Annotated in this window: 27 protein-coding genes; 20 read left to right on the top strand and 7 right to left on the bottom strand. The window is 40.6% G+C overall.

The window, feature by feature from the left end; translation table 11 throughout:
- Window positions 1–84 precede the first annotated feature (84 nt).
- The 4 genes from BLS16_RS08350 (at window position 85) to BLS16_RS08335 (ending at window position 2,666) form a co-directional block, all read left to right on the top strand.
- On the top strand, window positions 85–345 hold the full coding sequence (locus BLS16_RS08350) for a stage V sporulation protein S (protein ID WP_014903560.1): 261 nt from the start codon (window positions 85–87) through the stop codon (window positions 343–345).
- Between the two features lie 141 nt (window positions 346–486).
- Window positions 487–1,437, top strand: a complete 951-nt coding sequence (locus BLS16_RS08345; protein WP_092332192.1) for a dipeptidase — start codon at window positions 487–489, stop codon at window positions 1,435–1,437.
- Between the two features lie 39 nt (window positions 1,438–1,476).
- The gene (locus BLS16_RS08340; RefSeq protein ID WP_092332190.1) at window positions 1,477–2,322 is read left to right on the top strand and encodes a PHP domain-containing protein; all 846 of its coding nucleotides are present in this window, start codon (window positions 1,477–1,479) and stop codon (window positions 2,320–2,322) included.
- 77 nt (window positions 2,323–2,399) lie between these two features.
- Window positions 2,400–2,666, top strand: coding sequence for a hypothetical protein (locus tag BLS16_RS08335; RefSeq protein WP_014903557.1), 267 nt, complete (start codon window positions 2,400–2,402; stop codon window positions 2,664–2,666).
- Window positions 2,667–2,714: 48 nt separating this feature from the next.
- Here the strand turns inward: BLS16_RS08335 and BLS16_RS08330 are convergent, their stop codons facing one another.
- Window positions 2,715–3,215 carry an HD domain-containing protein gene (locus BLS16_RS08330; protein WP_092332187.1) on the bottom strand — a complete coding sequence of 167 codons (501 nt, stop codon included), beginning with the start codon at window positions 3,213–3,215 and terminating at the stop codon, window positions 2,715–2,717.
- 149 nt (window positions 3,216–3,364) lie between these two features.
- Between BLS16_RS08330 and guaB the strand changes: the two genes are divergently transcribed.
- The 6 genes from guaB (at window position 3,365) to BLS16_RS08300 (ending at window position 9,676) form a co-directional block, all read left to right on the top strand.
- A complete protein-coding gene (guaB, locus tag BLS16_RS08325) occupies window positions 3,365–4,816 on the top strand; it encodes an IMP dehydrogenase (protein ID WP_014903555.1) in 1,452 nt (483 codons plus the stop codon).
- Window positions 4,817–5,004: 188 nt separating this feature from the next.
- Window positions 5,005–5,340 carry a hypothetical protein gene (locus BLS16_RS08320; protein ID WP_092332185.1) on the top strand — a complete coding sequence of 112 codons (336 nt, stop codon included), beginning with the start codon at window positions 5,005–5,007 and terminating at the stop codon, window positions 5,338–5,340.
- A gap of 6 nt (window positions 5,341–5,346) precedes the next feature.
- Entirely contained in the window at window positions 5,347–6,513 is a 1,167-nt protein-coding gene (locus tag BLS16_RS08315; protein ID WP_092332182.1) for a glycerate kinase family protein, read from the top strand.
- A 91-nt stretch (window positions 6,514–6,604) separates the two neighbouring features.
- Window positions 6,605–7,186, top strand: a complete 582-nt coding sequence (locus tag BLS16_RS08310) for a TetR/AcrR family transcriptional regulator (protein ID WP_092332180.1) — start codon at window positions 6,605–6,607, stop codon at window positions 7,184–7,186.
- A 74-nt stretch (window positions 7,187–7,260) separates the two neighbouring features.
- Window positions 7,261–8,337, top strand: a complete 1,077-nt coding sequence (locus BLS16_RS08305) for a DmpA family aminopeptidase (protein ID WP_092332177.1) — start codon at window positions 7,261–7,263, stop codon at window positions 8,335–8,337.
- A gap of 91 nt (window positions 8,338–8,428) precedes the next feature.
- A complete protein-coding gene (locus tag BLS16_RS08300; RefSeq protein WP_092332175.1) occupies window positions 8,429–9,676 on the top strand; it encodes a hypothetical protein in 1,248 nt (415 codons plus the stop codon).
- Here BLS16_RS08300 and BLS16_RS08295 read toward each other — a convergent pair.
- Entirely contained in the window at window positions 9,642–10,799 is a 1,158-nt protein-coding gene (locus BLS16_RS08295; RefSeq protein ID WP_242876234.1) for a two-component system sensor histidine kinase NtrB, read from the bottom strand. The two genes, BLS16_RS08300 and BLS16_RS08295, sit on opposite strands and share 35 nt — an antisense overlap.
- A 561-nt stretch (window positions 10,800–11,360) precedes the next feature.
- On the opposite strand from BLS16_RS08295, the gene BLS16_RS08290 reads away from it, so the two are divergent.
- Together BLS16_RS08290 and BLS16_RS08285 are read left to right on the top strand one after the other, a co-directional pair.
- A complete protein-coding gene (locus tag BLS16_RS08290; protein WP_092332169.1) occupies window positions 11,361–11,813 on the top strand; it encodes an N-acetyltransferase in 453 nt (150 codons plus the stop codon).
- A 137-nt stretch (window positions 11,814–11,950) separates the two neighbouring features.
- Window positions 11,951–13,537, top strand: a complete 1,587-nt coding sequence (locus BLS16_RS08285) for a prenyltransferase/squalene oxidase repeat-containing protein (protein WP_092332167.1) — start codon at window positions 11,951–11,953, stop codon at window positions 13,535–13,537.
- Between the two features lie 139 nt (window positions 13,538–13,676).
- On the opposite strand, the gene BLS16_RS23525 is transcribed toward BLS16_RS08285, so the two are convergent.
- Together BLS16_RS23525 and BLS16_RS08280 are read right to left on the bottom strand one after the other, a co-directional pair.
- On the bottom strand, window positions 13,677–13,838 hold the full coding sequence (locus BLS16_RS23525; protein ID WP_014903546.1) for a hypothetical protein: 162 nt from the start codon (window positions 13,836–13,838) through the stop codon (window positions 13,677–13,679).
- Window positions 13,839–13,986: 148 nt separating this feature from the next.
- Window positions 13,987–14,766, bottom strand: coding sequence for a tetratricopeptide repeat protein (locus tag BLS16_RS08280; protein ID WP_092332164.1), 780 nt, complete (start codon window positions 14,764–14,766; stop codon window positions 13,987–13,989).
- A 504-nt stretch (window positions 14,767–15,270) separates the two neighbouring features.
- Between BLS16_RS08280 and BLS16_RS08275 the strand changes: the two genes are divergently transcribed.
- From BLS16_RS08275 to rd, 5 genes are all read left to right on the top strand, one after another.
- Window positions 15,271–15,843: a LutC/YkgG family protein gene (locus BLS16_RS08275; RefSeq protein ID WP_092332161.1), complete on the top strand. Its 573-nt coding sequence runs from the start codon at window positions 15,271–15,273 to the stop codon at window positions 15,841–15,843.
- A complete protein-coding gene (ldhH, locus tag BLS16_RS08270; RefSeq protein ID WP_092332159.1) occupies window positions 15,843–18,011 on the top strand; it encodes an L-lactate dehydrogenase (quinone) large subunit LdhH in 2,169 nt (722 codons plus the stop codon). Before BLS16_RS08275 ends, ldhH begins: the two co-directional genes overlap by 1 nt.
- A 705-nt stretch (window positions 18,012–18,716) precedes the next feature.
- Window positions 18,717–19,412: an HAD family hydrolase gene (locus tag BLS16_RS08265; protein WP_092332156.1), complete on the top strand. Its 696-nt coding sequence runs from the start codon at window positions 18,717–18,719 to the stop codon at window positions 19,410–19,412.
- 302 nt (window positions 19,413–19,714) lie between these two features.
- Entirely contained in the window at window positions 19,715–20,020 is a 306-nt protein-coding gene (locus BLS16_RS08260) for a hypothetical protein (protein WP_242876233.1), read from the top strand.
- Window positions 20,021–20,118: 98 nt separating this feature from the next.
- Window positions 20,119–20,280, top strand: a complete 162-nt coding sequence (rd, locus tag BLS16_RS08255; RefSeq protein ID WP_092332150.1) for a rubredoxin — start codon at window positions 20,119–20,121, stop codon at window positions 20,278–20,280.
- A gap of 111 nt (window positions 20,281–20,391) precedes the next feature.
- Here rd and BLS16_RS08250 read toward each other — a convergent pair whose 3' ends face one another.
- A complete protein-coding gene (locus BLS16_RS08250) occupies window positions 20,392–22,641 on the bottom strand; it encodes a DEAD/DEAH box helicase (protein ID WP_092332148.1) in 2,250 nt (749 codons plus the stop codon).
- Window positions 22,642–22,778: 137 nt separating this feature from the next.
- On the opposite strand from BLS16_RS08250, the gene BLS16_RS08245 reads away from it, so the two are divergent.
- Window positions 22,779–23,636, top strand: coding sequence for a hypothetical protein (locus BLS16_RS08245; RefSeq protein WP_092332145.1), 858 nt, complete (start codon window positions 22,779–22,781; stop codon window positions 23,634–23,636).
- Here BLS16_RS08245 and BLS16_RS08240 read toward each other — a convergent pair.
- Window positions 23,633–24,307 (bottom strand): Crp/Fnr family transcriptional regulator, encoded by a 675-nt coding sequence (locus BLS16_RS08240; protein ID WP_092332142.1) that lies wholly within the window; start codon window positions 24,305–24,307, stop codon window positions 23,633–23,635. The genes BLS16_RS08245 and BLS16_RS08240 overlap by 4 nt on opposite strands.
- Window positions 24,308–24,519: 212 nt before the next feature.
- A complete protein-coding gene (locus tag BLS16_RS08235; protein WP_092332140.1) occupies window positions 24,520–24,804 on the bottom strand; it encodes a late competence development ComFB family protein in 285 nt (94 codons plus the stop codon).
- A 511-nt stretch (window positions 24,805–25,315) separates the two neighbouring features.
- Between BLS16_RS08235 and BLS16_RS08230 the strand changes: the two genes are divergently transcribed.
- Window positions 25,316–25,795: an HD domain-containing protein gene (locus BLS16_RS08230; RefSeq protein ID WP_092332138.1), complete on the top strand. Its 480-nt coding sequence runs from the start codon at window positions 25,316–25,318 to the stop codon at window positions 25,793–25,795.
- Between the two features lie 224 nt (window positions 25,796–26,019).
- Window positions 26,020–26,325: a zinc-ribbon domain containing protein gene (locus BLS16_RS08225; RefSeq protein ID WP_014903533.1), complete on the top strand. Its 306-nt coding sequence runs from the start codon at window positions 26,020–26,022 to the stop codon at window positions 26,323–26,325.
- Window positions 26,326–26,401 lie beyond the last annotated feature (76 nt).

The following is a 26,401-nucleotide window of genomic DNA, read 5'->3' as shown; positions in this document are numbered from 1 at the left end:
AGGATTTTGTCTGCTCCTTCTCGAATACATATATTCTAAGTTGTGGTAATACTTGTAAATGAATTCGAGCAGGAGGATGTGTCTATGGAAGTTTTAAAAGTCTCAGCAAAATCAAGCCCGAATGCGGTTGCAGGAGCACTTGCGGGAGTACTTCGTGAAAAGGGCGGCGCTGAGCTACAGGCTATTGGTGCCGGTGCTCTTAACCAGGCTGTAAAAGCCGTAGCAATTGCACGTGGTTTTGTGGCTCCGAGCGGAGTCGATCTTATATGTATTCCAGCCTTTACAGACGTTTTAATTGAAGGAGAAGAGCGGACAGCAATTAAATTAATTGTACAGTCTCGTTAGGGAAGTTTGGAATATAGAAGGAAGCGATTAAACACCTGTTTGCCTAGGTCTAGAGCAAACAGGTGTTTATTATACTAGTCAGAAAGCTTAATGATTCTGTTTGTAAAAAGGACGTTCCGATTATTGAGGGAGGCGGATTGCATGAAATATCATATTATTGACGGTCATTGTGATAGCTTAAGCCATTATGTCAATGGTGAAAGAACATTGCAAGATCCCCTAGATGGAGGGCATTGGGATATCCAGCGGGCCAGGGCAACAGGCATAACTTTGCAATTTTTGGCTGCGTATATTGAGACAGAGTATAAACCTATGATGGCCACACATCGGGGCTTGCAGTTAATTGAAGGTGCTCATCGACTTATTGAAAGTCATAGGGAACAACTATTTCTTATACAGAGCAAGAACGATCTTAATAATATTCCTGACCCTAATCGAACAGGGATTTTGTTAAGTGTGGAGGGGGGAGAGATATTAGGGCAAAATCTCTTTATGCTTGACATAATCTATCGTTTGGGAGTGAGGGCCTTAGGACTAACCTGGAACCAACGCAATGAGTTGGGAGATGGGGTTGGAGAATTGAATACTAGGAGCAGATTAACGAGTTTAGGAGAAAAAGTCGTCTTACGTATGAATGAATTAGGGATGCTGATAGATGTTTCGCACCTTAACGAAGAGGGATTTTGGCATGTGACTGAATTGTCTAAGGATCCTATCGTTGCAACACATTCTTGTTCTAAGATGTTGTGTAATCACCCGCGTAATTTAACGGATCAGCAATTACTGGCTTTGGCCAAGCATAAAGGGCTAGTGGGGGTGAATTTCAATCCAGGCTTTCTAAACGAAAATGGGGCGGCAACGAGAGAAGACGTTGTCCGTCATATTTGTTATATTGCAGAGATGGCAGGGGTGGATGCGGTTGGATTAGGGTCGGATTTTGATGGAATTCCTGAAGTGCCAAAGGGGTTAGAACATGTGGGAGAGTATTGTGATTTACTGGATGATTTAATAAAAGTTGGCTTTTCGACAAAAGATGTTGAAAAGATTAGTTATCGTAACTTTAGAAGAGTACTCCTAGAAGTTTTAAAGTAAGCAATAACAACTTTGCTGCTGCAAGAAAGGGGTTAAAAAATGTCTTCAAGAAATGCGTTATATGAAGTTGATTTGCACTGTCACACCACTGCCTCTGATGGTTTATTGACCCCCCGAGAACTTGTTCGCATGGCTGCCGAGATAGGCTTGAAAGGCATTGGAATTACTGACCATGATACAATCCAAGGCTGGCGTGAGGCAGAAGAAGCCGGAGTCCAATATAAAATAGAAGTACTTCAGGGAGTAGAGCTTAATACAGATTGGAAAGGACAAGAAGTACATATCCTTGGATACGCACTCGACAATACGCCTAAGTTGAATAAGCAGCTTAAAAGTCTTCGTGAAGCTCGTGAACTCCGAATGCAAGATATTTTGAAGTGTTTGGCCACACTCCATATAGAGCTTCATGATGAGGAAGTTCGGAAGCTATCACAAGGGGATTCCATTGGTCGCCCTCATATAGCCCAGGCCCTTGTAGAACGAGGTATTGTGCGAGATACACGTGATGCCTTTGAGAGGTATCTAGGCAGGGGTGCACCAGCTTACGTTCCACGTTATAAAATAAGTACCGAAGAAGGAATTCAATTAGTTCGAGAAGCTCAGGGTGTGGCGGTTCTTGCTCATCCGGGGATGCAGGGACTTGACAACGAGATTGCTGTATGGGCGAAAATGGGTCTTCAGGGACTGGAGGTTAGACATTCTGAGCACAGTGAAGAGGATGTCAGAAGATACATGGCAATTGCTCAACAGTATGAGTTAATTATGACAGGTGGTTCGGATTTTCATGGAGAAAAACGTAAGCCCGGAGTTGAGCTAGGAGAATGGGGAGTTCCTCTTACTGTTCTCCGACAAATTCAGAGATTATCAATTCTCAACAAAAAATAGATTCCGCAGTGACGGGTTTAAAATGCATTTTTCCGGCATAGACTATTAATACAGATAATGCCGGGGGGGCGTAATGATTGAATTCAAACGAGGAAATAAAGCTATTAAGGGCCCGTGTCGGAGAATTAGAGCAGCGTGTCGAACATTTACGAGTCAGTCGTAGAGTGCTTATGAACTTGTTAGAGAAGGTAGAAAGAGAAAAGGTAGCTTTAGTGCGCAACCTGGAAAAGGAAAATGTGCGCTTACAGCGAGATAACAAAAGGTTTGCTAAATGGATTTTTATCAAGAACAGGGAAATTGTAGAGCTTCAAGATAAAATGGAATCATCCGCCAAAAAAGCATGAACCACCTTCCGGTGGTTCATGCTTTTTTGGCGGATGAATTTTAGTAGCTTAATGTGTATCATCCGCTTGTTTCAATATTCGACCCAAATCAGTATTTGGAGAATGGTGTTCGCGAATTAAGTGACAGACAATGGAATTCATTCCGGATTTTCTAGCTAAGTATTCACTCCACAGAGAGTGTCGGGTATAAATTTTTAAGGGGAATGAAAAAAATGAGGGCCCCTTTTCCAAGATAGACCATAGAGGCTTAGGTGCTTTATGCATCAGAACAATATAAACCCTTTGCCAGAGACGGATTGAGACAACTGATTTTCCACAATCATGAAGGAGAGCAGCAGAGATCAGATTTTGATAATCCAAATAAGAAAGAGGATAGCTGGCTTTAATGATACTCTTGGCGACATCAATGGCATGACGTTGCTCTGCTTTGGACTGGCGCAAAAAAAGTTCCGCAGCAGCTGATGATAAATGCTTAGTTGCCCATTCAACATCGGCTGGTTTAATACGGGGCATAATAGTTCGAATGAATTGGTGAATACGGTAAAACATGCTTTACCTCCTTCATCCATCATAATAACAATGATAATGTTATACAAGCAAGAGGGGTACAATAACTGAAATGAAAAAAATTATTTTGTTATGCTTTTTTACTCTATTTCTGATATACTAATTAGAAAACTATTCGAAGGGAGCTAATTATGTCCAATCGTATAATCAATGAAACGGCACTAACGTTTGATGATGTTCTCATTGTTCCGGCTAAATCTGAGGTATTACCAAGAGATGTCGATGTAAGTACGTACTTAACAAAAAAGATTAAGCTTAACATTCCCCTTATGAGTGCGGGCATGGACACTGTTACAGATTCTCGGATGGCAATATCCATCGCTCGAGAAGGCGGAATAGGGATTATTCATAAAAATATGAGCATAAAGCAGCAGGCCTTAGAGGTTGATAAGGTTAAACGTTCCGAACATGGTGTTATAACAGACCCGATCTATTTAAATCCAACTGATACTATTATGCAAGCTTTAAAACTTATGGAGCGTTACAAAATTTCTGGGGTGCCCATTACCGTGGCTGGCAAGTTGGTTGGAATCCTGACAAATAGAGATTTGCGTTTTGAGAAAAACTATGAACGGCTAATTTCAGAAGTCATGACAAAGACTAATCTAGTGACTGCCCCTGTTGGAACTACCCTCGAACACGCTCAAGAAATTTTAGGGCAGCATAAGATCGAAAAGTTACCGATCGTAGACCCGGAAGGTATGCTAAAAGGACTTATTACCATTAAAGATATTGAAAAAGCTCGTCAATATCCGAACTCAGCAAGAGATGAAAGTGGTCGTTTGCTAGTGGGGGCAGCAGTAGGGGTTACTGTAGATACATTACAGCGTGCTGAAGCATTGGTTAATGCTCGTGTCGATGTTATCGTCTTGGACACCGCCCATGGACATTCCAAAGGGGTAATAGAAATGGTAAGTCTATTGAAAGAACGTTTTCCTGAGACCCAAATCATCGCAGGTAATGTAGCAACCGCTGAAGCTACTCGTGATTTGATCGAAGCAGGCGCTGACGGAATTAAAGTCGGAATAGGGCCGGGCTCAATTTGTACCACGCGGGTAGTAGCGGGAATTGGCGTTCCACAAATTACGGCTGTTATGGATTGTTCGGAAGAAGCTGAAAAATATGGAATACCGGTTATCGCCGATGGAGGGATCAAATTCTCAGGAGATATTGTAAAGGCCTTGGCAGCCGGTGCTCGAATCGTTATGATTGGAAGTCTCTTTGCTGGGACGGAAGAAAGCCCTGGAGATTTAGAAATATACCAAGGGCGAAGCTTTAAAGTATATAGAGGGATGGGTTCAATAGGTGCCATGAAAGAAGGCAGCAGAGATCGCTATTTCCAAGAAAAGGATCAGAAACTTGTTCCGGAAGGTATTGAAGGACGAGTTCCCTATAAAGGGCCTGTCTCTGAAACGATCTATCAAATGATTGGTGGATTGCGGGCTGGTATGGGATATTGCGGAACTCCAAATATTGATGCCCTGAGAACTAAGACTCATTTCATTCGCATTACCGCTGCTGGACTTAGAGAAAGCCATCCTCACGATGTGACGATAACTAAGGAAGCACCGAATTATAGCTAGAAAGCCTTTAACTTTAAATCTAACTCGTGTTTGAGGGGTTTATTCGGGGAACCAATCCACTTATCCCCTTTTCATTAAATTATTTAACCTACGAACTATATTAGCCGATAATCACCGGAAAGAGGGGGAGAGTGTTACTCTCTCCCTAATAGTTAGTGGAGGGGAAGTTTGTAATATAGGGGGTACTAATGAATTTAGCTTTTTGGCGATATTTGCTTATCCTAAGCTTACTTTTTATTTTTTGGGGTGATTTTTTTGACTCGGGTGGGACACTTAATCAATTAGCCTTTAATTTTGCACTATTTTATCCAGTTGGGTTTCTGGTGGGTTATCGTGGGAAGTCTGAAAATTTGGTTTCTGCATATATTGCGGCCTTTTTGTTTAATCTATTATCCTATCTGATTGCTTATCTTGTAGAGTTTCCAATTGAAAGTTGGTTAATCGTTGTAGCTGACTTTACAAGTCTTGTTGTTTATCTTAACATTGGAATCTATGTTGGACGACGTGCTCAATCTAAGGAGTGAATCATTATGAAAATCGTTATTGCTCCAGATTCATTTAAAGGCTGCTTAAACGCCTTAGGGGTTGCCAAAGCAATGCGTATGGGGGTTCAAAGAGTTTATCCGGAAAGCAATATTGAAATGATCCCTATGGCGGATGGTGGAGAAGGAACTGTTGATGCAATCCTTAGCTCAGTTAAAGGAGTTAAGATCGAGGTTAGTGTTACAGACCCCCTTGGACGACCAATACAGGCCACCTACGGTCTTATCGATAATGGTCAAACAGCTATTATTGAGATGGCAGCTGCATCAGGGTTGACCCTCTTAGCCTATAAAGAGAAAAACCCCAGAATAACCTCGACTTATGGAACAGGCTTGCTCATAAGGGATGCTCTTGAGCGCGGTGTAAATAAGATTCTTCTCGGGATTGGTGGGAGTGCAACTAATGATGGGGGAGCAGGTATGGCTGTTGCTTTAGGCGTGAAATTGCAGGATTCTGAGGGCAAGGCTCTCCCGTTGGGAGGAGAAGCGCTTTTAGATTTGGCGGAAATTGATATGTCAGAAATTGATCCGCGCTTGTCCGAAGTTAAAATTGAAGTTGCTTGCGATGTTCAAAATACTCTCTGTGGTTCGGAAGGCGCAAGTGCTGTTTACGGGCCACAGAAAGGTGCCAGTCCAGATGATGTAAGAATACTGGATGCCGCTTTGAAAAACCTTGGAGAGCATATAAGTTTAGTAAAAGGAACTAATTTGTTGGAATTAAGCGGCGGGGGGGCGGCAGGAGGGCTTGGGGCAGGTGCTGTAGGATTTTTAGGTGCTCAGTTGCGAGGGGGGTCGCAAATTATCTTAGAAGTGTCAAATGCAGAGGAAAAGATTAAAGACGCAGACTTGGTTCTCACTGGTGAAGGAAGAACAGACTTTCAGACAGCTTACGGGAAAGTCCCTGTTGGAGTTGCTGCTTTGGCTAAAAAGTACTGTGTTCCGGTTTTGGTAATATCAGGGTCTGTTGAGGGGTCTCCTGACGCTTTTTTTGTTCAAGGAATTCAAAGTTGTTTTAGTGTTTCTGAAGGGCCCGGAACCTTAGATCAAGCTTTTGCTAAGGCGAAATCCCAACTGGAGCGTACTGTCTGGAGGGTTATGACGGTTTGGAAACTTGGAAGGGACAGTGTTAATAGAAAAAAGTATTTAAACAAATAAAATCCCCCTGGAAAAAGAAGGTAAATAATGGAAGATGTAGAATGATATATAAGTCAGCTATATCTACATTGGTATGCAAGGGGGGGGATAGATGAGTGAATTATCTCGTAGAGAAAGAAAAAAGAATGAAACCCGAGAAAAGATATTCTCCAATGCTATGCAGCTATTTCGTTCGCAGGGTTTTTCCGCTACCTCTGTTGAACAGATTACCCAGCAAGCTGATGTAGGCAAAGGAACCTTCTACAACTATTTTCCTACAAAGGAAGCAGTTATTAAAGAGTTTTCCAAGCGATCTTGGCAGGATCTTGCAAACAGAGGGCGTCATAAGCCTAGTTTGGGTACACGACAACGTTTAAGTGCCCTCTTACAGGACTGGGCTGAATTTATGATTAGGGATCGTGAAATTGCCTGGGTAACTATTCGGAGTCGTGAAGGTGCGGATTACGATATGAGCTTACATTATGGTTTACTGGCAATTCTCACGGTTGGACAACAAAATGGCGAGATCAATAGTGAATATGATCCCTCTTTTTTGGCGGAGAGCCTTGAAGGAATGATGGTTCAGCACTTTATCCGTTGGCATGTTTCAGGGAGCGGAGATCTCCGCGAAGAACTGAACCACGCCTTGGTTGTCTTCTTTAATGGCCTCTCGGAAAAGAAGTGGGAAGCCTGAACGATTTAATAATTATTTGTTATTACTCATATCCCTCCGTTGTACACATAACCATACAACGGAGGGGTTTTTTGATGCGTGCAAGAAATACACCCAGAGATTTAGGGCTTTGGATGGGTCTGATGCCAGCAGGAGAGAATAATGATATAACTGATGTACCAGGAGTTCGTGTAGGGCATCTGTCATTAATTGAAGGGTCTGGCCCCCTGATTAAGGGAAAGGGACCAGTCAGGACTGGGGTAACAGCGATTTTGCCTCGACCGGGGAATCTCTATCGCCAACCATGTAAGGCTGGAGTAGAGGTAATAAATGGATATGGTAAATCTCTCGGAGTTCCCTTCATTCAAGAAATGGGCATTCTAAATTCACCGGTTTTATTAACGAATACCCTTAGTGTAAATGATGTAGCAAATGGAGTGATTACCTATCTCTTACAACAGAATCCTGAAATAGGAAATGATGCCAGAACTCCAAATATTGTTGTCTTGGAATGTGATGATTCATACTTGAATGACATTAGAGGACGTCATGTAAAGTCTTGGGATGCAATATTAGCCTTGCAACGTGCTTCAAAGGGGCCTATTGAGCAGGGAAGTGTGGGGGCAGGGGTTGGAATGTCCTGTTTTCAATTAAAAGGAGGTATCGGGAGCTCCTCCCGGTTAGTTCAAGGTCAAAACGGTCGTAGTTATGTTGTGGGAATAATTGCGTTAGCAAACTTTGGTTTACTAGAGGATTTTATCTTAATGGGAGTCCCGGTTGGAAAATTATTATCGCTAAAGGAATTAGGCTATATCCCGGGGTCTTTAATTCTTGTAGGAATAACGAATGCTCCCCTGTCCCGTTGGCAATTGAAGCAACTGGCTGGTAGAGCAAGTCTAGGAATGGCTCGGACTGGCTCGATCTCTATGCAAGGCAGCGGTGACTTTTGTTTAATGGTTAGTAATAATACTCATGATGAGGAATACTTGTCAGACTGGGCTTTAGATGATTTTTTTAGGGCAGTCGTTGAAGCAAGTGCCGAGAGTATTTGGAATTCTATGTTTTCGGCTAAGACTATGGAAGGAAGAGATGGGCGTATTCGTTTAGCCCTGCCAATCGAAGAAACACTATACTTATTACGTAGTTGGCAAGGCGGTTTGGCAGAACGTTAATGTGATAGCAATGTTATGTAGATTATTTGTCATGATCTTCGTACTTAGCGCGTAAACATCCTTATGGAGTAAAGCTAAGGGAGGGTCATTGTTGAGTATTACCTGGAATTCAATCTGGGAAACTCATCCTGACGTTTTTATCGTTAGGGAATGGAAGGAATACCCAGAAGATAAAAAAAGAGCAAGTCGTCTTCCTCTTCAGTATGCATATTTTATGGGTGGTGAGACGACTTTACGAGTAGGAATTATAGCAAGTGCAACAATGAATAGGGAAGAAGAATTTCTTCTCGCAGGATTATTATGGGGACATCGACTCAGCAATGGCACAAAGACGGTGATTTACTATGTAGCCCCGGACTTTTCAACGTCCTTCTTAACAGCGCTGTCAAAGGTTGGAGGGATTATTGATGCAAGAGCAGTATATTGGCGTGAAAAATTAATGCCTAGCTTATATCCTATTCCGGAGAAGCAACTATTTAGTCGTGTAAGATATCCAATGGGCGAAGACCGACCGAATTGGAAGCGTTGGGGAGAAAGTCTTAATCCTGTGGCTAGGCAACAATTGGTAACGGTGAATAATTTTTTTAGTCAACTGGCTGATAGAAGAGTTCGTACTGTGGTTAAAAATCAAACTATTAATATCTATTGGGGAAACTATGAAATTGCTGAAGTTCGGAAAAAAGGAAAGAAATTTGAGCTTAATAGTAAAGTAAAATGGCTCAAATCATCCGAACAAATGCAAAAATGGCAAAAGCAAGGGTGGGTCGATGCTTCAGGTTCTCTTAACCCTGAGTTTTCTGCGACAATTTTAGAAATTTTAGATTACCTTGAATCTTTGCAGAAGGCAGGTCAACTTCGCTTCCATGATCATCTTGCTTTGATGCTCCATAATGGGGACGGTGCATTAAAGATGCTGTGGGGGAGTCCATGGGCCTGGCCATGGCTTCCCAAAGACCGTAGTGAAACCGCAGTACTAGAATTAGAAGAGTGGTTTTATTTTCAGGGAAATGGCCAGCTGAGTGTTGTATGTCCAATATTTGACAAGTCTTTATTGAGAGCTGCCCGCAGTATTTTGTTGGCTTCCGTGCTGGAAAGGAGCCTGTTATTAGTGAGCGCCAAAGACGATCAGGGAAATATTTTAGTATGGGATGGTAGAGTACACTGGCTTACGACACCGGGTAAAGAAGAGGAACTTCGGCGTAGTTACTCTTGGTTAAGTGATGTAAGCAGGTTCCCTATATGGACACTGCCAGAAGACTGGCAAGAAAATGGAATCGATGCGCTAAATTGTCAAAGTAATCACTTTAGTCAGTCACTCGTGCAGAAAGGGTATCTGTAAAATCTTCTAAACGTGGAAGATTTATTGTTACAACTGTACCGGTTGTGGTAGATGAATCAGAAAAATGTAGCTTACCGTGGTGGGTTAGAATAATTTGTTGAGCAATAGTTAACCCCAGTCCAGTGCCTTCTTCATGCGTAGTAAAGAAAGGATCAAGAATTTTGTGGCGAAGGGTCTCAGGAATACCCGGCCCATTATCAGTGACGCTTATGCTGACCCAGGACTCATTTTGGGTTAATTGTATGCGGACTTTTCCGCCTAGGGGAGAAGCTTCAACGCCGTTGTTAACGATGGAGATTAATGTCTGGTGAAGCTGTTCTCTGTCACCCATTACATAGACAGACTGCGGGGGAAATTCCACATCTAGAGACACTCCGTGTTTTGAAGTATAAGGTTTAGTAGCTTCACTTAAGGAAGAAATGCATTCTACCAGGTTGAGCTTTTCAAAATGTGGTGCAGAAGGACTAGTAATTAAGATGAACTTGTTAAGTAGCTGGTTAATTGTTTCAATTTCATCGAGTATTAGTACTTGATATGGGCGAAATAGCTCAGGCCATTGCTCAGGAGTAATTAATTGCATAAAGCCTTTAATTGTCGTCAGGGGATTGCGGATTTCGTGGGCTAAGCCGGCTGAAACTTGACTCACTATCGAAAGCTTCTCAACTTGTAACTCATTTTCTAAACGATTTATTGATTCGCTGATATCAAATAGGGTTACAAGGGTTCCTGAAGGTATGTTCCGGTCTAGCAAAGGGCGGGTTCGAAATTTTAAATGCTTGGTAAGACCTTGTTGTGTCCAGTTAAAATCACCATTTTCAGGTATATTAGTCGGTTGGGCATTTGGTAAGATACCTAGAACATTATAAATGGATTTGCCGACTAAGCTGGATTGGGGTAGAGATAAAAGTATTGAGGATTGTGCATTTAAGTCTAGAATAGTACCTAGATTATCCAGGATAATGACTGCTTCGTTAGTATAATCTGCTGTTTGAATTAGAGGAGGATTTTGCCGCAAAAGCACTCGAATCGTTTTAAGATGGTGTTCATGGAGACGAAGTTTTTGTTTTTCTGTATGATTAAAAAGAAGCATCATGACAAGCAGAAAAAAGACATGTGCCAGCATTAATGGGCCAGAAGGAAGTACTGGATTTAGATATGAACCTAGTATAAGCAGGGTCGACGCTATTATCCAAACTTTTCCCCATGAGGTAAACCAAGGCTCGAACCAGACAACTAGGATTGTGAATGTGATAAATTCTAAAGTAATGCGCACTAATTCAGAGACGGGCAAGTAATAACATAAAACAACGCAGATTAGAAAAAAAACTGAGAATAGGTTAAAAACCCATTGTCGATGGAAAGACTGAAATCGAAATTTAAGGGGAACCACAATGAAAGTCTCCTTCCAAAAACTACTAAAAGCAACACACTGACATAGTTTACCATATAACGAGGTAAAAAAATGTAAGAAAAAGGAGAAATGATATTTTTAGGAATAATGACAAATCCGCCTCACAGGCGTGCTTAGAAAAATTAGATGGAAAAAAATAGAACAAAATCCGACAGGTAACCGTTTGCTTAAATACTGATAGAAAATATTAATTGTAAATTAACGAATATGGGTATGCAAGAAAATTAGATATGGTGTATAATTATGCAAAAATCATAAAAGGAGATCATCAAGATGAAATTGCGTAAGGCACGAATAGCGGATGTCGAAGCTATGATGTCATTGATTAATAGTAATGCAGAACAAGGGCTCATGCTTCCCCGATCAAGAAATATGTTGTATGAGAACATCCGTGAATTCCTGCTAGCTGAAGTAGATGAAAATTTAGTTGGAGTTGCTTCACTGCACATACTCTGGAGTGATTTAGCAGAGATAAGAGCGTTGGCAGTGGCCAGTGACTACAAGCGAAAAGGAATTGGAACTCAAATTGTCAAAACTCTTGAAGATGAAGCTAGAGAACTTGGATGTGCTAAAGTTTTTGCCTTGACATATCAACCAGAATTTTTTAAGTTTTGTGGATATAAAGAGGTTAGTAAGGATCAAATGCCTCAAAAGGTATGGACTGAATGCATTAACTGTATAAAATTCCCCAACTGTGATGAAATTGCTGTTAGTAAGATTTTATAATTTCATTAAGTGCCGTTTTCCCAGGTACCATTCAAAATGCCGAACTATGAGTTCGGCATTTTGAATGGAACGGAATTTCTCTTCTTTTCATAGTTAATACTATGGCATTTGCTAAATATGAAGACGGAGAGAGTTCTATGGATTTAAAATATGAAGTCCAAGAGAGTCTTGATCTTGCTAGAGAATATGTATCTGAAGGTGTGAATCAGATACTGTCAGGAAAACTCGATGAATTGCATGGTGTCTCTCCAAGCCAAGGGGCTACGGCTTTGGCGGCACTGGCACTTCTGGCGATAGGAAGAGGATTTGAAAATGCACAACTGCGTGGAATACAGTGGTTAAAGCAGCAAAATCAAGGCGGGTGGGGAAAATTTCCCGGTGATGATCCGGATGAAGAGATTACCCAGATAGTTAGGATGGTTCTGCAGGGAAGTGAAGGCGGATGGAAAGCCAAGATTAAACTTCTTTCACAAGCCAAGAGATTTTCTCACGTAATTTTATCCCTAGGAGAAAGAGTTATTCCGGGATTGGAGGGGCCTACGCCTGAGGAAATAATGCTTCCTACCATTCTTGAGGATAAAGTATTAACAAGACTACCCCTTTATGGGAGATCTGTGGTGATAGCTGCCTCGCTGCTGGCCTCAAACTCTCAAGATGGAATTCCAAAGGGGATCCAATACCTTATAAATAGTCAAATGTCGGACGGTTCTTGGGCTGAAGATATAATTGCGACCAGTATGTCAATTTTGGCCTTAGTGAGTAAGGGAATGTATATAGAACAAACCCAAAAAGCTGGGCGGTGGTTGGTAAAGAAACAGTATTCAAGTGGAGGATGGGCTGCTTTTGACCAACTAAAAGTATGGTCAATGGGATGGGCAGTAAGTGTCTTTGGAGAAGTAACTCAGAACTCTTCAGAAATCCCATGGCTTGAGGACGCAGTCAGCTGGTTGCAAAGAGCGCAAAATACAGATGGCAGTTATGGCAGTACTCCTCCATACACTCACCCGGATTTAGATGATACGGCAGTTGCTTTGATAGGTTTACATCAAGTAGTTGGAGAAAGAAATAAGCTTGGAGTAAACCTACTTGAAAGTTTACAAAACCCTGACGGGAGTTGGAGTACATTTCCTAGTTTCCAAGGTATACCTCCTAATGTTTGCTCAGAATTTCCAGTGTATATTTCCAGTGTTGACGTAAGTATTCATGTGTTAGAAGCCTTATGGCGAAGTTCGCGAGTACAAGAGGAGAAAATCTGGAAGGGGCTTAATTGGGTATTAGCACAGCAAGACGACCAAGGGGCTTTTCCCGCATCTTGGTTTGAGGGCTCAATTTATAGCACAGCTCAGGCTATGGAATTGTTAAGTAAGTGGAAGTTCAGTTGGGAAGGATGGAATACTGCACGCCACATTATTGGAGCCAGGAAAAAGGGGCTAGAGTATCTAGTGGAATCACAGAAGTTGGATGGGAGCTGGGGCTCTGTTGTGGAAACAGGTTTGACAATCGCAGGGCTATGGCGTTTTTCAAGAAACGTTCCCCTGAGAGTTCTGGAAAGTGGAATTAGAAATCTCATCTCGGAACAGAACAGTAATGGCTCTTTTACACCGTCTTATCGAGGCATCTATGCAAAGGGATGGAATTACGAAGAGCCTATAACGACAGCTTTGACAGCTATTCGTGCCCTGCAGCGTTATCAACGGTTATATAAGGCATCCTTTTTCAGATAACCTCTATTCATCATCGAATTTTACAAATGTCTCTATCCCAAATAGAAATAATTAAGAGCCTTCTGTAAAGGCTCTTAATTATTTGGTGCAGATTTTTTGTCCTTATTAAGGAAAATCCTTGTATTATTATAACTGCCTACTAATGTTTCTTAAGAATTGTATGTAGAAAGTTCCACTGGAAGTCAAGATAGGCATTCTTCATCTCGTTTTCACTCAAGCCTTTGGAGAGGAGATAATCACGAGAGGATGCTTCAAAATCACGGATGAATCCCAGAATTTCACTTGCATGAGTTGACAGCATTTTTCACCCTCCATTTCAGTACTTGCGGTTAGTCTTGTCCATTATTGGAATAACCTATAAGTATTATCCTTATTATAGAGAATTTTACCCGAGAAAGCTGTTGGAATAGGGAGTAAGGATTGAAAACAAAAGGGAAAAGAAAGGAGAACTATTTAATATTTTTGTGGTTTTTTGTGGAATCTAACTGAACTGATGGGCAATGACGCCAAAGTGACAGATCAAAAACGCGGTAATTACCAGAACGGTAGTGTTTTTTTGCTAGATCAAAGTCATTAAGAATAAAATAACAATCCGCAAGACTATGGTGGATATTAGCTAAATAGCTGAGGGTTAATATTTTTTGTGTAATCCAATTGTTACTGCTTTTAGGAAACTTGTTTTGTTTTGCAAGGTGTATACTACGCTCAAACATTTTTACTGCTTCTTGAATTCTGTCAATTTGAAACAGTACACGGCCTTGAGTTGCCAGTAAAAGAGGGTCAACTAACGCATGAGGATTATCCCGCAAAATATACAGTGCCCGCAAAGGTTTGCCTTCTTTAAGAAGAATATCCCCAAGGGTCATACAAAGTAAGGGGTCTTGACTTGATAAGAACTTTTCAAGAATTGAAATTGCTTGAGTTGGTTCATGAAAGTAATAATATAGTTGGCTGGCAAAACGAGCGATAGATAAAGGACTGCTGTCTTGTGAAATGGTGTGGGCCATTCGTTGAGCAGATAACCTTTTTCCGGGAGGGTTAAAGTTTTTCTTCATTACCATTCCTATGTAGGAAAGACCAAAACCCACTGCCAAGCTATATAGCCCGCTTCTAAAATCAACGTAAACAATGATAATTAAAGCTATAAGTATGGAAATTGTAGCTAAATATAGGAAGAAATACAGCTTTTGTACATAAAGAATTTCTGGATCGTATTGCATACTACGCATTCTATCCCCTCAATTATAACTACGATTCAAGGCAGATAAATAGAACTACTTTACACATATTGATGATAAAATGTAAGAAGGAATTGTTTCAGAGTGAAAAATTCTGAAGAAGTAGAAAGACACCTTGGGTTAACAAAGGTGTCCAAGTTTATCATTATGGTGAGTGGTAAGTGTTGACAAATTTTTGAGGATTTCCGCGTCCGGAAATCCTCTTTTGCGCAAAATCCAGGAGATTTAACTACTAGACTTTACTAATTAAACCATAACGCAAATAATGTCGAAAATCAATATGTAAATTATAGGAAGTCTGTAGTTCGGCTGGAATTTTTGAAGTATTGTTTGTGTCAAGATTTACTTATATGATTACTAATCATAATATTTTTAATTTTTAGTTCCTAAGTTATTGTAATTGTCATTAAAATGTCTTAAAATTAGATTCTAAGGTGGCATGATGGTCTGACCACTTGTTAATTAAAAGATTCATCAATTAGGAGGAAGGTTTACATGCATAAAGATCAACAAGACGATCTATATAACAAGTTCAAGACAAAGATAGAATTAGTAGCCGGTGAGTGTTATCGTGTTAACACTGCATTAGAAGCCAGTGAGCTTGTCTGCAATGTTTTAATTGAAAAAGGAATAAAAGATGTGGCACTCTTAAATTCGCCTATCTCTCAAAAAGGAGATTTTGTAAATTTATTTGAGAAAAAAGGGATAATTGTCTACACCGATAATTTTCGCCAGGTAACACCTGACGCACAAGCCGGTATAACTCAAGTAAATTATGCGATTGCGGAGCTTGGCTCTTTAGTACAGGCCGATGCTGATGTTAACCAGCGTCTATGTTCGACCCTCGTTCCGATTCACATTGCACTTATTTCAACCGACAAATTAATTCCAACTCTAAAGGATACGATGGCCACAATTCACAGCTTGCCGGAAATACCCGGTTTTGTAGGGTTTATAACAGGACCTAGCAGGACTTCAGATATTGAGCGAGTTTTAACAATCGGAGTTCACGGTCCTAAGCAACTTGTAGTTGTCTTTGTCGATGAGGAAGTTGGAGGTGTGGCATAATGGCTGACAAACAATTTAAAAAGAAAATTTCTGATGCACTCGATAATAATGTTTTACGAGGAGCCTTGGGGCGTTTTGGAGATGCCTACGTGATTTCTCGTGAAAAAGCTTATGAAGGTTACGATTTTAAAGAAATCAGCGATAATATTGCAGAAGTAAAAGCCTATGCTGCCAGTCATTTGGATGAAATGATTGATCAATTTGAAAAGCAAGCTACAGCTCGAGGCGCAAAAGTATATCGTGCCTCAACTGGTGAAGACGCAAAACAATATATTCTCGAGTTAGCAAAAAAGAAAGAAGTAAAACGGGTTGTAAAGTCCAAATCAATGGTTTCAGAAGAGATTTTACTGAATAAAACCTTAATGTCGGCAGGAATGGAAGTACAGGAATCCGACTTAGGTGAGTGGATTGTACAACTTGCCGGACAACATCCGTCTCACATGGTTATGCCAGCAATCCATATGACGAAAGAAGAGGTTGCCGACGTCTTCTCCGGACATTTACACAAGCTAAATCAGCCTGTCATAGCTGAGCTTGTTAAAACAGCTAGAGAAGAACTGCGAAAATCGTTTCTAGAGGCAGATATGGGTATTTCGGGTGCTAACATGGCAATTGCTGAGACAGGAACACTAATTATGCTTACCAATGAAGGTAATGGTCGTTTAACTTCAACCTTGCCGCCTACTCATGTTTTCTTAGTGGGCATAGAAAAACTCGTACCAAAGTTTGAAGATGCTACACACATTCTCCAAGCACTACCAAGAAGTGCGACAGGTCAACAAATTACTAGTTATGTAAGTATGGTAACAGGCCCGACACCTGCTTATTATCCAGACGGAACAGTTCAAGATAAGGAATTCCATATCGTCTTAATGGATAATGGCAGGCGCAAGATGTATGAGGATGAAAAGTTTAAAAAGACTTTTCAATGTATACGCTGCGCATCTTGTTTGAACGTTTGCCCAGCATTTCAACTTGTGGGTGGGCATGTCTATGGACATATTTATACTGGGGGCATCGGAACCATTTTAACTAACTTTGTAAATTCTGAAAAAGATGCTCAGAATCCTCAAAATCTTTGTCTCCAATGCGGCAAGTGTTCAGAGGTTTGTCCCGGACAATTAGACATACCTCAAATGATTTTAGAGTTACGCAATCGTATGGGAGAAAAGACCGGTCTTCCATTCACCCAAAAATTTGCCCTTGATGTAGTGTCTAATCGGCGTTTATTCCATTCAATGCTGCGCATGGCCTCAATTGCTCAAAAGCCGTTTACTAAGGGACAGCCAGTTATCCGACATTTACCAATGTTTCTTTCCGGTCTCACGGAGAAGAAGAGTTTACCTGCTGTCGCCAAGGTTCCTTTTCGAGATGTTATTAAAACCATCAATCAGGATGTTAAAAACCGAAAAGGGAAGATTGCACTTTATGCAGGCTGCCTAATAGATTTTGTCTATCCCAGAATTGGTGAAGGGGTAATTAAGGCGCTCAATGAAAAGGGTTATGAAGTAGTTTTTCCTGATGGACAATCTTGTTGTGGAGCCCCAGCGACCTACATGGGTGACCGGGGGAATGCACGTAAGTGTGCGATTATGAATATTGAAGCTTTAGAGGCTGAAAAGGTCGATTATGTTGTCTCTGCTTGCCCGACTTGTACACATGCTCTTAAGGAGAGCTTCAAAGAGTTACTGCAGGATGACCCGGCTTTAGCTTCTCGTGCAGAAGAATTAAGCAAAAAAGCAAAAGACTTCTCCAAATTGTTATTTGACTTGGGAGGCTTAACACCAGGAGGAGATGGAATTCCCCTGAAGGTAACCTACCATGATTCCTGTCACTTGAAAAGGTCAATGGGAGTGTATACCGAACCACGAAAAATTTTGACCGATACTTCAGGAGTTCAACTTATTGAGATGAAGGAATCTGATCGTTGCTGTGGTTTTGCAGGATCCTACTCGATTAAATTTCCGGAGTTATCCGGTCCTATCTTAGACCGAAAACTAAATAACATTGAAGAATCAGGTGCGGATGTTGTGGTTGTAGACTGTCCGGGGTGTTTGATGCAGATCTCAGGGGGGCTTGATAAGAGAAATCCTGGAGTAAAAGCAATCCATACTGCGGAGCTGCTTTTAGATAAACGAAAAAATGTGAAGAAAAATAGAGTTAAGTAGCTAGTTCTACATTATTAGTGATAAATATTTATTTTTCTGCCAAGGATTTTCCAGTGGGCAGCAAGAAGTAAGTGAGTGTAAAGCAAACACCTTTTTGTCTTAAAAAGTAGGCAATGTGTTGCCACGAAAGCGAGCGAAATCGTTATAGGGAAAAAGGATGTTGCCTAGAGAAGAGAGGCCAGAAGAGGAAAACCCATTACCAATGACGTTTTTTGCTATAGAGCTTATAAGGGGTCGGACTTGAACTATTACTAAAGCTTAAGTTGTAAGAATGAATCGATGCTTGTCAAACTTTTATAAGGATCTATACAATGCGTTTTTATGATATGAATGGGTGTATCCGATACTGAAGCCTTATAACTTAAGTTAGCCCTTCTGAAGTGCCTGCAGCATACAAAGGAAGGGTGCCTTAGGGATTGCACCTCTGAAAACAGAGCGGGTCGTTGCATGAACTGAGATTAAAAGAACCCCAAGAAATTATTTTTTGGGGTCTTTTTTTATCGTTAACTAATCTCCGCCCTAAAAAACCCAGGCAGAAATTAATTTTATAAAGTTATAGATAGAATCAAAATAAGGTGGGAATAATATTTATTAGTTAACTTTAAACATCTCAGCTGTCTAGAAGGAATTTTAAATAAAAAGGGAGAATACTACCTTAAGAGCACAGACAACTGTGTTTAAGACCTCAATAGGAGGATAATAATTGTGATCCAAGCTATTCTCTTTGACATAGAGGGAACATTAACCAATCTTGATATGGTAAAGTTTATGCAGAATTATCTGGGTATATTAGCACCGCGTTTTTCACATATAATTTCTCCCGATAAGTTTACAAAACAATTAATAAAATCTATGGAAAACGTTCAAAAGGAAGGGAATCATGAACAAACACTAATGCAGGCTTTTTTCGAAGACTTCTCAAAATCTACCGGCCAGTCTGTTCAAACTTTAAAACAAATCTTTGATAGGTTTTATACAACTGATTTCCCTGCTTTACGTTGTCTAGTACAGCCAAATGCTCAAGGGGTTAAAGTTGTAGCTAAGTCAATTCAAGAAGGGTTTTTAACTGCTATAGTTTCCGATCCCTTAATGCCGCTAGTGGCCATTCAGGAACAGATTCGTTGGATGGATCTTAATCCCGAGCAATTTAAAGTGATTGCGTCCTTAGATAACTTCCACTATACTAAACCACATCTAGAGTTTTTTGCTGAAATTGCTGAAAAGCTTGGTGTTAGATCAGAAAGTTGTTTGTTAGTAAGTACGCATATCAAAGATCTTATCTGTCAAGAACTAGGTATGCAGGTCTTTTTAGTGGAAAAAGCCTTAGAATCTAAGAATCAGGATCATCAGGCAGGTCAGTTAGAGGATCTTTATCGACTTATTAGTAATGGTCTGTTATAGAAAATCTTAGCCTGCTTTTTAGCAATTATGAGGCTCCATCTACTTCAGAGTAGGTGTTCCTTATTCTACTTCGGTGAATAGCCTTCCCCGTGAAATCACGATGTTCTGCTTTAATTTAAGGAGTTACTGCGAAGATACAGAAAGGAAGGATTAGGGTGGGAATCCTTTGCCATTACGTCGTCGATAGTATTATAGATAGACCAACCCCGCCTTTTCCTTCTGTACGCATGGCGCAGTTGTTTTACGAATTTCTAAGGCGATATAATGAGTGGAAGTATATAAGACGCCAGGAAACGATTGGAATGTTTATTGTTTTAACCCTGGGCTTTTTAGCGCTAACTATGCCGTGGTTGTTTCCCAAAGTTGGTATTGTTATAAGTATAGCAATGTTTATTCTATTTTATTTTGCTGCGAGACACTATATCAAGCTAAATGAGCAAGTATGTCATTTATATGTTAATGTTCATATTTTGCATCATCATTTAACCGGTAAATTAGAAGTCGGTTTTTGTGACCATCGGGGGACTTGTCAATGTGCTGAGGATTTTCGGGTTTATGTTTTGAAAAAATATAACATCTCTTTTGATGATGGATTTCCATTAAGGTAAAAAGTGAAAGGAGTGGTGCGAAAACTAGCAAAAAAGCGAGAATAATGTTAGAATAGATAATATATCATCCTTAAAACTAGAAATGGAGGAAGAATTATATGAAAAAATATGTTTGTTCAGCCTGCGGCTATGTCTATGACCCAGAAGTTGGGGATCCAGATTCCGGTATTGCACCTGGTACAGCTTTTGAGGATATTCCTGATGATTGGGTATGTCCGTTATGTGGGGTAGGTAAAGATATGTTTGAGGTTTCAGAGTAACAATTTACATATGAGTTATTTTTGAAATACCCCCGATACGGTTAGCGGATAAAAGGATGAACGGGAAAAGCTGAGAGCTTTTCCCGTTCATCCTTTTATAGTATAGTTTTGTTAGAGTTCCATTATTGCAGCTTCATCCCGGTCTAGCTTCTCCATGCATACCTTCAACCGGGTACGCAGGGCAGAGTCACTTACAGCATCTCTCATCTGCCGCATCAGGTCAATAGTGCGTCTAAAAACACTGATGATATCCCCTTCGTCCAGGTTGCACATAGCTTGTACTTCAATAAACGTACTGCCTTGGCTCCACGCGTGGGTAATCCCGGCCACACGCGGATCAAATCTAATGGAATCTTGTCCGCAGATACTTTGAATATACTCAGCGATTTCTTTAACAGGGTTGGCATCAAAGACGCTTGTTTTTTGAAACATATCATTTTTTCGGGCTTCAAAATCAACGCTGGAAAGTAATGCATTTAGTTGATCATCATCTAATTGTGTAAAAATATCTGAGTATATTAGTTCGGTTACTAAAAGTTCTTGAACATAAATACGACTAGCGCAGGTTCCGCGAGGTAATAATTCATCACCTCTTAAGTAGCCAATCTGCCTGAGGTGGTTTTTCTTAGCTTCAAATTCCTGAAGAAAAGCGTTTTCTTCAGGAAGGGCTGCCAAGGCATTTTGAAGTTCCTGTTGCTGCTGCTTAATCGCCAAGTAAGATTTACTTTGAGCAAAACAGTTTTCCTGATGCTGTGGTGCACAATTTTTCGGAGTTTGAGAGAGAAGTTTCTCCCAGGTGCGTATCTTGCGAGCCATCTCTCTTCCGTAGACACGTGATTGCTTGCGAGGTCCTAAAGATTTATAGACTTTTTTTAGCTTCTCTAACTCTTTTCGCTTTGGATGGTGTTTTAGTGGACAGTTAAAGGAGCCAACCTCTCCGCAAATATGCTGATGAGTTCCTTCAAGCTTTTGCTGAATCTGGGCTAATTCTAGATTAAGCCTCTCTGAGCTCAGCTTGTAGCTGTAGGATGAAAAACTCTTTTGGAAATAGATTTCTATTTGGGCCTGAGATAATGTCGCGGTTAGATTAAGAACAGTATTGTAGGTAAGTCTAAATTGACTGGTTAGAGGTTCTAGGCGATTTAACTGGAATTTTGGCGGTGGGCTTTTCTCCATATAGGCCAGATCAACTAAGGCAAAGGAGTAACCTTTTTCATCCAGACCACGACGTCCTGCCCTGCCGGACATCTGGAAAAATTCATGATTGGCAAGAGGCCGAAAGTTTCTGCCATCGTATTTATTTAATGAATCAAAACATACGGCTTTGACAGGATAGTTTATGCCAACGCTGAATGTTTCTGTGCAGTAGAGGACTTTAATCAGCCTTTCCAGAAATAATTCTTCCACGATAACCTTTTGAGAGGGCAGTAAACCGGCATGATGATAGGCTATACCTTTTGAACATAACCGTTTAAGTTGACGTGTGGAGGATGACCAGTCCAACTCGGAACCAAAGAGGTGAATAAACTTTTCTTCGACGATTTTTCGTTCGGCAGGTTTTAGATAGTTGGAAATATTAGCTAATTCCATTGCTTTTATAGCACATTGTCTACGGCTAAAAACAAAAAATAGTGCTGGCAGATGATGGCGTTGTATGGTTCGAATGAGGTCTAAGTGGGTCGTAGGGCCAAAGGGGTTTTCGTCATTTGTTCGATCTTTAAGTTTACGGCGGTAGTAGCGCCATAGTTGATCGTAGTCGACAAGGCCGGTGTCTTTTGTATAGTAAAAGTACTCTAAGGGTACAACCCGATTATGTTCTTCAATAAGAGCAACCTCTTCGTGCCGAATGGATTCAATCCAGTCCACGAGATGTTTGGCATTAGCAATTGTAGCGCTTAAGCCAAGTATCTTCATTTTTGGAGGGGCTAAAATAATTGATTCTTCCCATACCGTCCCACGTTCTTCGTCATTCAGCCAGTGAATTTCATCAAACACAATGTGAGACACAAATTCTAAGGTCGGATCTTCTGTAATAACTTGATTGCGAAATACTTCTGTCGTCATGATTAGTAGAGGAGCATTGGGATTGAGAACCACATCTCCTGTCATTATCCCTACAGCTTCTTCTCCAAACATTTTTTTAAAGTCCCTAAACTTTTGATTACTGAGTGCTTTGATTGGTGCGGTATAGATTACTCTTAAATGTTCTTTCATGGCCTTTTCTATTAAATAATCCGCAACAAGGGTTTTCCCAGTACCAGTAGGTGCAGCAACAATGACTGATTTGCCAGCATCAATGGCATCAAGAGCCTCTTCTTGAAAAGGGTCCAGGCTCATCTCGTGATAAGTGCGCTTCGACATTTTAGTCAGCTCGTTTCTGATATGTTTTACTAATTTTAACAAAGCAATGAATAATGGTCAAATTTATACAGGCATGGTCTGAATTAGTGGTTGAATCCATAGGATGAAACTAGAGACAAGGCTAGGGGGGATCAGACATGTCTTCCATAAGATTAGAGATTGAAAAGGCTATGGGACTCAAGTTTCCAGAGCGAAATGGAGAAGTAGTCGTACGGTTTGAGGAATCTGTAGAAATTCCCCAACCAGCTGAAACACTTATGAGGGGTCTATATCGCGATCCTGATCGGGTTCGTCAAGGTTTTAAATTATTACATCAAGAAACTGGTTCGATTATTGAAATTCTTATGCCGAAGCGATCACGTTTGCGTGAATGGGCAGATTCCCTTCCAGAGCGTCCAAAAGAAGCAGAATCCTTCTTGCGAGAAACTGCGGAGCAACTCCTGTTAAAAGAACAACGTCTAGTCCAAGCTGAACGTGATTTAGTTGGACAATTACAAGAAAGTGGATTGGAAGATGTATATCCAATCCCACTTTCGGCGTTTGGAATATGTAATTATCGAGATCCTTCGGTTAAACTGTTTTTAAAACCTTTAGGACGATTTGCGGAGCTAAATGAGATTAATCCGGAAACATTGCGGCAAGCTGTTAGAGTACACTTCTTATTCTTGCTTTTATTAGTGGCTGGAACTGACTTGGATGGCCAAGTATATGCCAGGGGCAGTGACGATAAAGTTATTCATTGGTTAACAAGTGTCTATACTATGCGCTATCTGAGAAACCAATCAACAGAAATGTCCCATTGTTATCAAGAATGGGTGAATGCCTGGGGAGGAAAACTCCCCAATCAAAGTTTGCTTAATGACCGAGAGTGCGAAAAAACTCGTGCAGCTATGGTTTTTTGGCGGCGTCAACCTAACATAAGCTGGGATGAATGTTGGCGGATCATGTGCCAATTCGAGCGACCAATGAGTACGAACTCAATGGTGTTTGATTAGGGCCAGTCAGCAAGTTCATGGGGTTTTAGAATTTCTAAACGACCATCAACCAGTTTCAAAATCCCTGACCGCTTCCACCCATTAATTGCTCGATTGACACATTCTCGTGATGTTCCAATCATGCTGGCTAAATCCTTGTGGGTCATCGAAGCATCAACAAAAATTGGTTTTCCTGCAGTAGCTGCAGGTCGTGCTAAGCGAAGAAGAAGGGCCGCAAGTATTCCGGTGGTTGAGCGATTTGTTAAAATCCTTATAAATTCTTGAGCAAGTCTTAATCTTCGGCTGAGGGTACGTATAAGAGCCACGGATAGAGCTGGGTTAGCTTCTAATAATCGGGGCATTATTTCATTGTTTAAAATTAATAAGGTGCTGTCTTTAATTACTTCAGCAGTTGCTGCGTATGAACCAGACTCTAGTAGTAAAACCTCAGCAAAGCATTCATAGGGGCCACACCAATCAATTATTTGTTTCTCGCCGGTTTGAGTGGATCGACTAAGTTTAACTTGCCCGGTAAGAACAAAGTAAACTGATGATCCAATCTCGCCTTCGACAAATAATATCTGACCCCGACGGTAACGTCGTTCTATAAGATAGGGGAGAAGCGGTGCGATATCCTGAGAGCTTAAAGACGAAAATAGGGAAAACCGGCTAAGATCTTCAGAGTTAAGCATTAATTCACCTCATTTTCAAAATTGAGGTCTTTCTGCAATTCACAAATCTAATAAAACACATACAATAAGTGTGAGGAGGATTGGGAATGGCAGAAATTGAATGGACTCCGGTGCGCATAAAGTCGGTAATCGACGATCCTTTTAGGGTATTTGCCATATTTGTATTGGTAGTTCTATCTGTGATAACTGTGATTAATGCTGAGTAGGCTATACTATATGATTTGATCGTGCTGGTGAGACGGTGTAGCACTTACTTGTTGGGCAGCCCGCACTACCTCAGCCATAATTCGTGCTTGGTCAGGAGATGTTTGCGACTCTAACTGAGTCAATATTTCTCCTCGCGAAGAAACATAATAGCGTGCCGGCAGTCGATTTAAAGCCAATGCCATAATATCAGCCTGACAACGCTCGCATGAGCAACCTAGAGTATTATTGCCGAGATATTTATTAAGCGCCTGTTGGACAACTATTTCTGTATGGTTTTTAAGATCAAGCATAGGTGTGGGTCAGCTCCTTTGATCATTTTGGTTATGTCCAATAATAATGGTTTATCCTTAAAAGAACAAGTAGATACTATCAGATTAAATAATAATAACTAGCCCTTCGATTAATGAAATATTAAAACAGAGCTTCTATTTTAAAGTGATATTCTGAAGTCGTCTGTTTAAAGATAATAGTTTACTATTGCAGTTAACTTATAACGTTTGAAATACTTAACCCAATTATTTTTGAATTTTAACTAACAAGTTCTTGCCAAAGCGATGGTCTCATAACTTAGCCGCCAAATTGCAATACCTTTCATATGATAGCTCTTAACAAAACCAAAGCGGATTTTGGTAGAAAGTCCAGCTCCATTAGGGGGAAGAGAATCTATTATATTCCTAATGCAGTTGCGTTAAGAGGCAGTTGAAGATAAAATTGAGCGCAGGGGTAAGAAGATACAATTGGGGCGAGAGTGACAATTATTTCTTTTTTTTGTGGTAAGGAAAGTTAAAAGGAGCAGAAGTTATGAATTGGCAATTTATTAATGATTTGCAGGACATCTACTCTTTATTGGATGAAATAGGTGCACAGACGGCTGAACGGGATTATCCTATTTTGTGGGAAAAGGTACATGCTACAAGTTGTGCACAAATTGGGCGTATGTTAGCGGAAAAAAGAGGTGTAGATGTGGAGTGGGCTGCCTTAGCCTGTGCTTTGCATGATATTGGTAGGTGGTTCTCGGGCCGCCAGAATGAGCATGCCCCAAAAGGAGAAGAGCCGGTAAGGGCTTTTCTTAGTCAAAGAGCTGATACAAAGGAAACCAAAGAGCTCATTATTAAGGCTGTCATTAATCATTCTAAGAAGGAGGAAATCGGATCACCACTTGAGGAGATCGTTAAAGATGCAGACATATTAGATTGTCATTGGCATGGGGAAGATATGACTAAACCCTTTCATATTGCCAGACTAAGAAAGGCCTTGGAGGACTTGAATGTTCAAACCTGATCAAGATCTCTAACTATTAAGTTTTAATATTACAATTAAAGAAAAGATAATAATTTGTAGAAAATTTTGGTTGATAATCCCCACACCCTCTGCTATACTGACCGTGTGCTTGTTAAATCTTGGGCCTAACTTAAATTGGAATCCATAGTTCTGACCTTATTTGGTGCACGGATGATAATTTGTAGGATCCAACATACAAGAACACCAAATAAGGAGGAGTTATCATGGCTCAAGACAAATACCTAATATGCCGCGATTGCAGTCAAGAATTTGTATTTTCAGCAGGTGAACAAGACTTTTATGCTGAAAAAGGATTTGAAAATGAACCAACACGTTGTCCTGCTTGTCGTCAGGCACGCAAACAACAATCAGGTGGTGGCGGTAGAGGTAATTTCGGAAGTCGACCACAACGTGAAATGTTCCCAGCAGTCTGCGCAAGTTGCGGTGTACAAACGGAAGTTCCATTCCAACCATCGGGTGAAAAACCAGTGTACTGCCGTGATTGTTTCCAATCTATGCGCCGTTACTAAAATGATGATTATCAAAAGGCTAGGGATTTATCCCTGGCCTTTTGTATTGCTATAAACTATAATTTACTTGATTGTC

Source organism: Desulfosporosinus hippei DSM 8344, assembly GCF_900100785.1.
GTDB classification, from domain to species: Bacteria; Bacillota; Desulfitobacteriia; order Desulfitobacteriales; family Desulfitobacteriaceae; genus Desulfosporosinus; species Desulfosporosinus hippei.
Note: the sequence above shows the minus strand (reverse complement) of the source record. Positions and strands in the feature narration are given on the sequence as shown.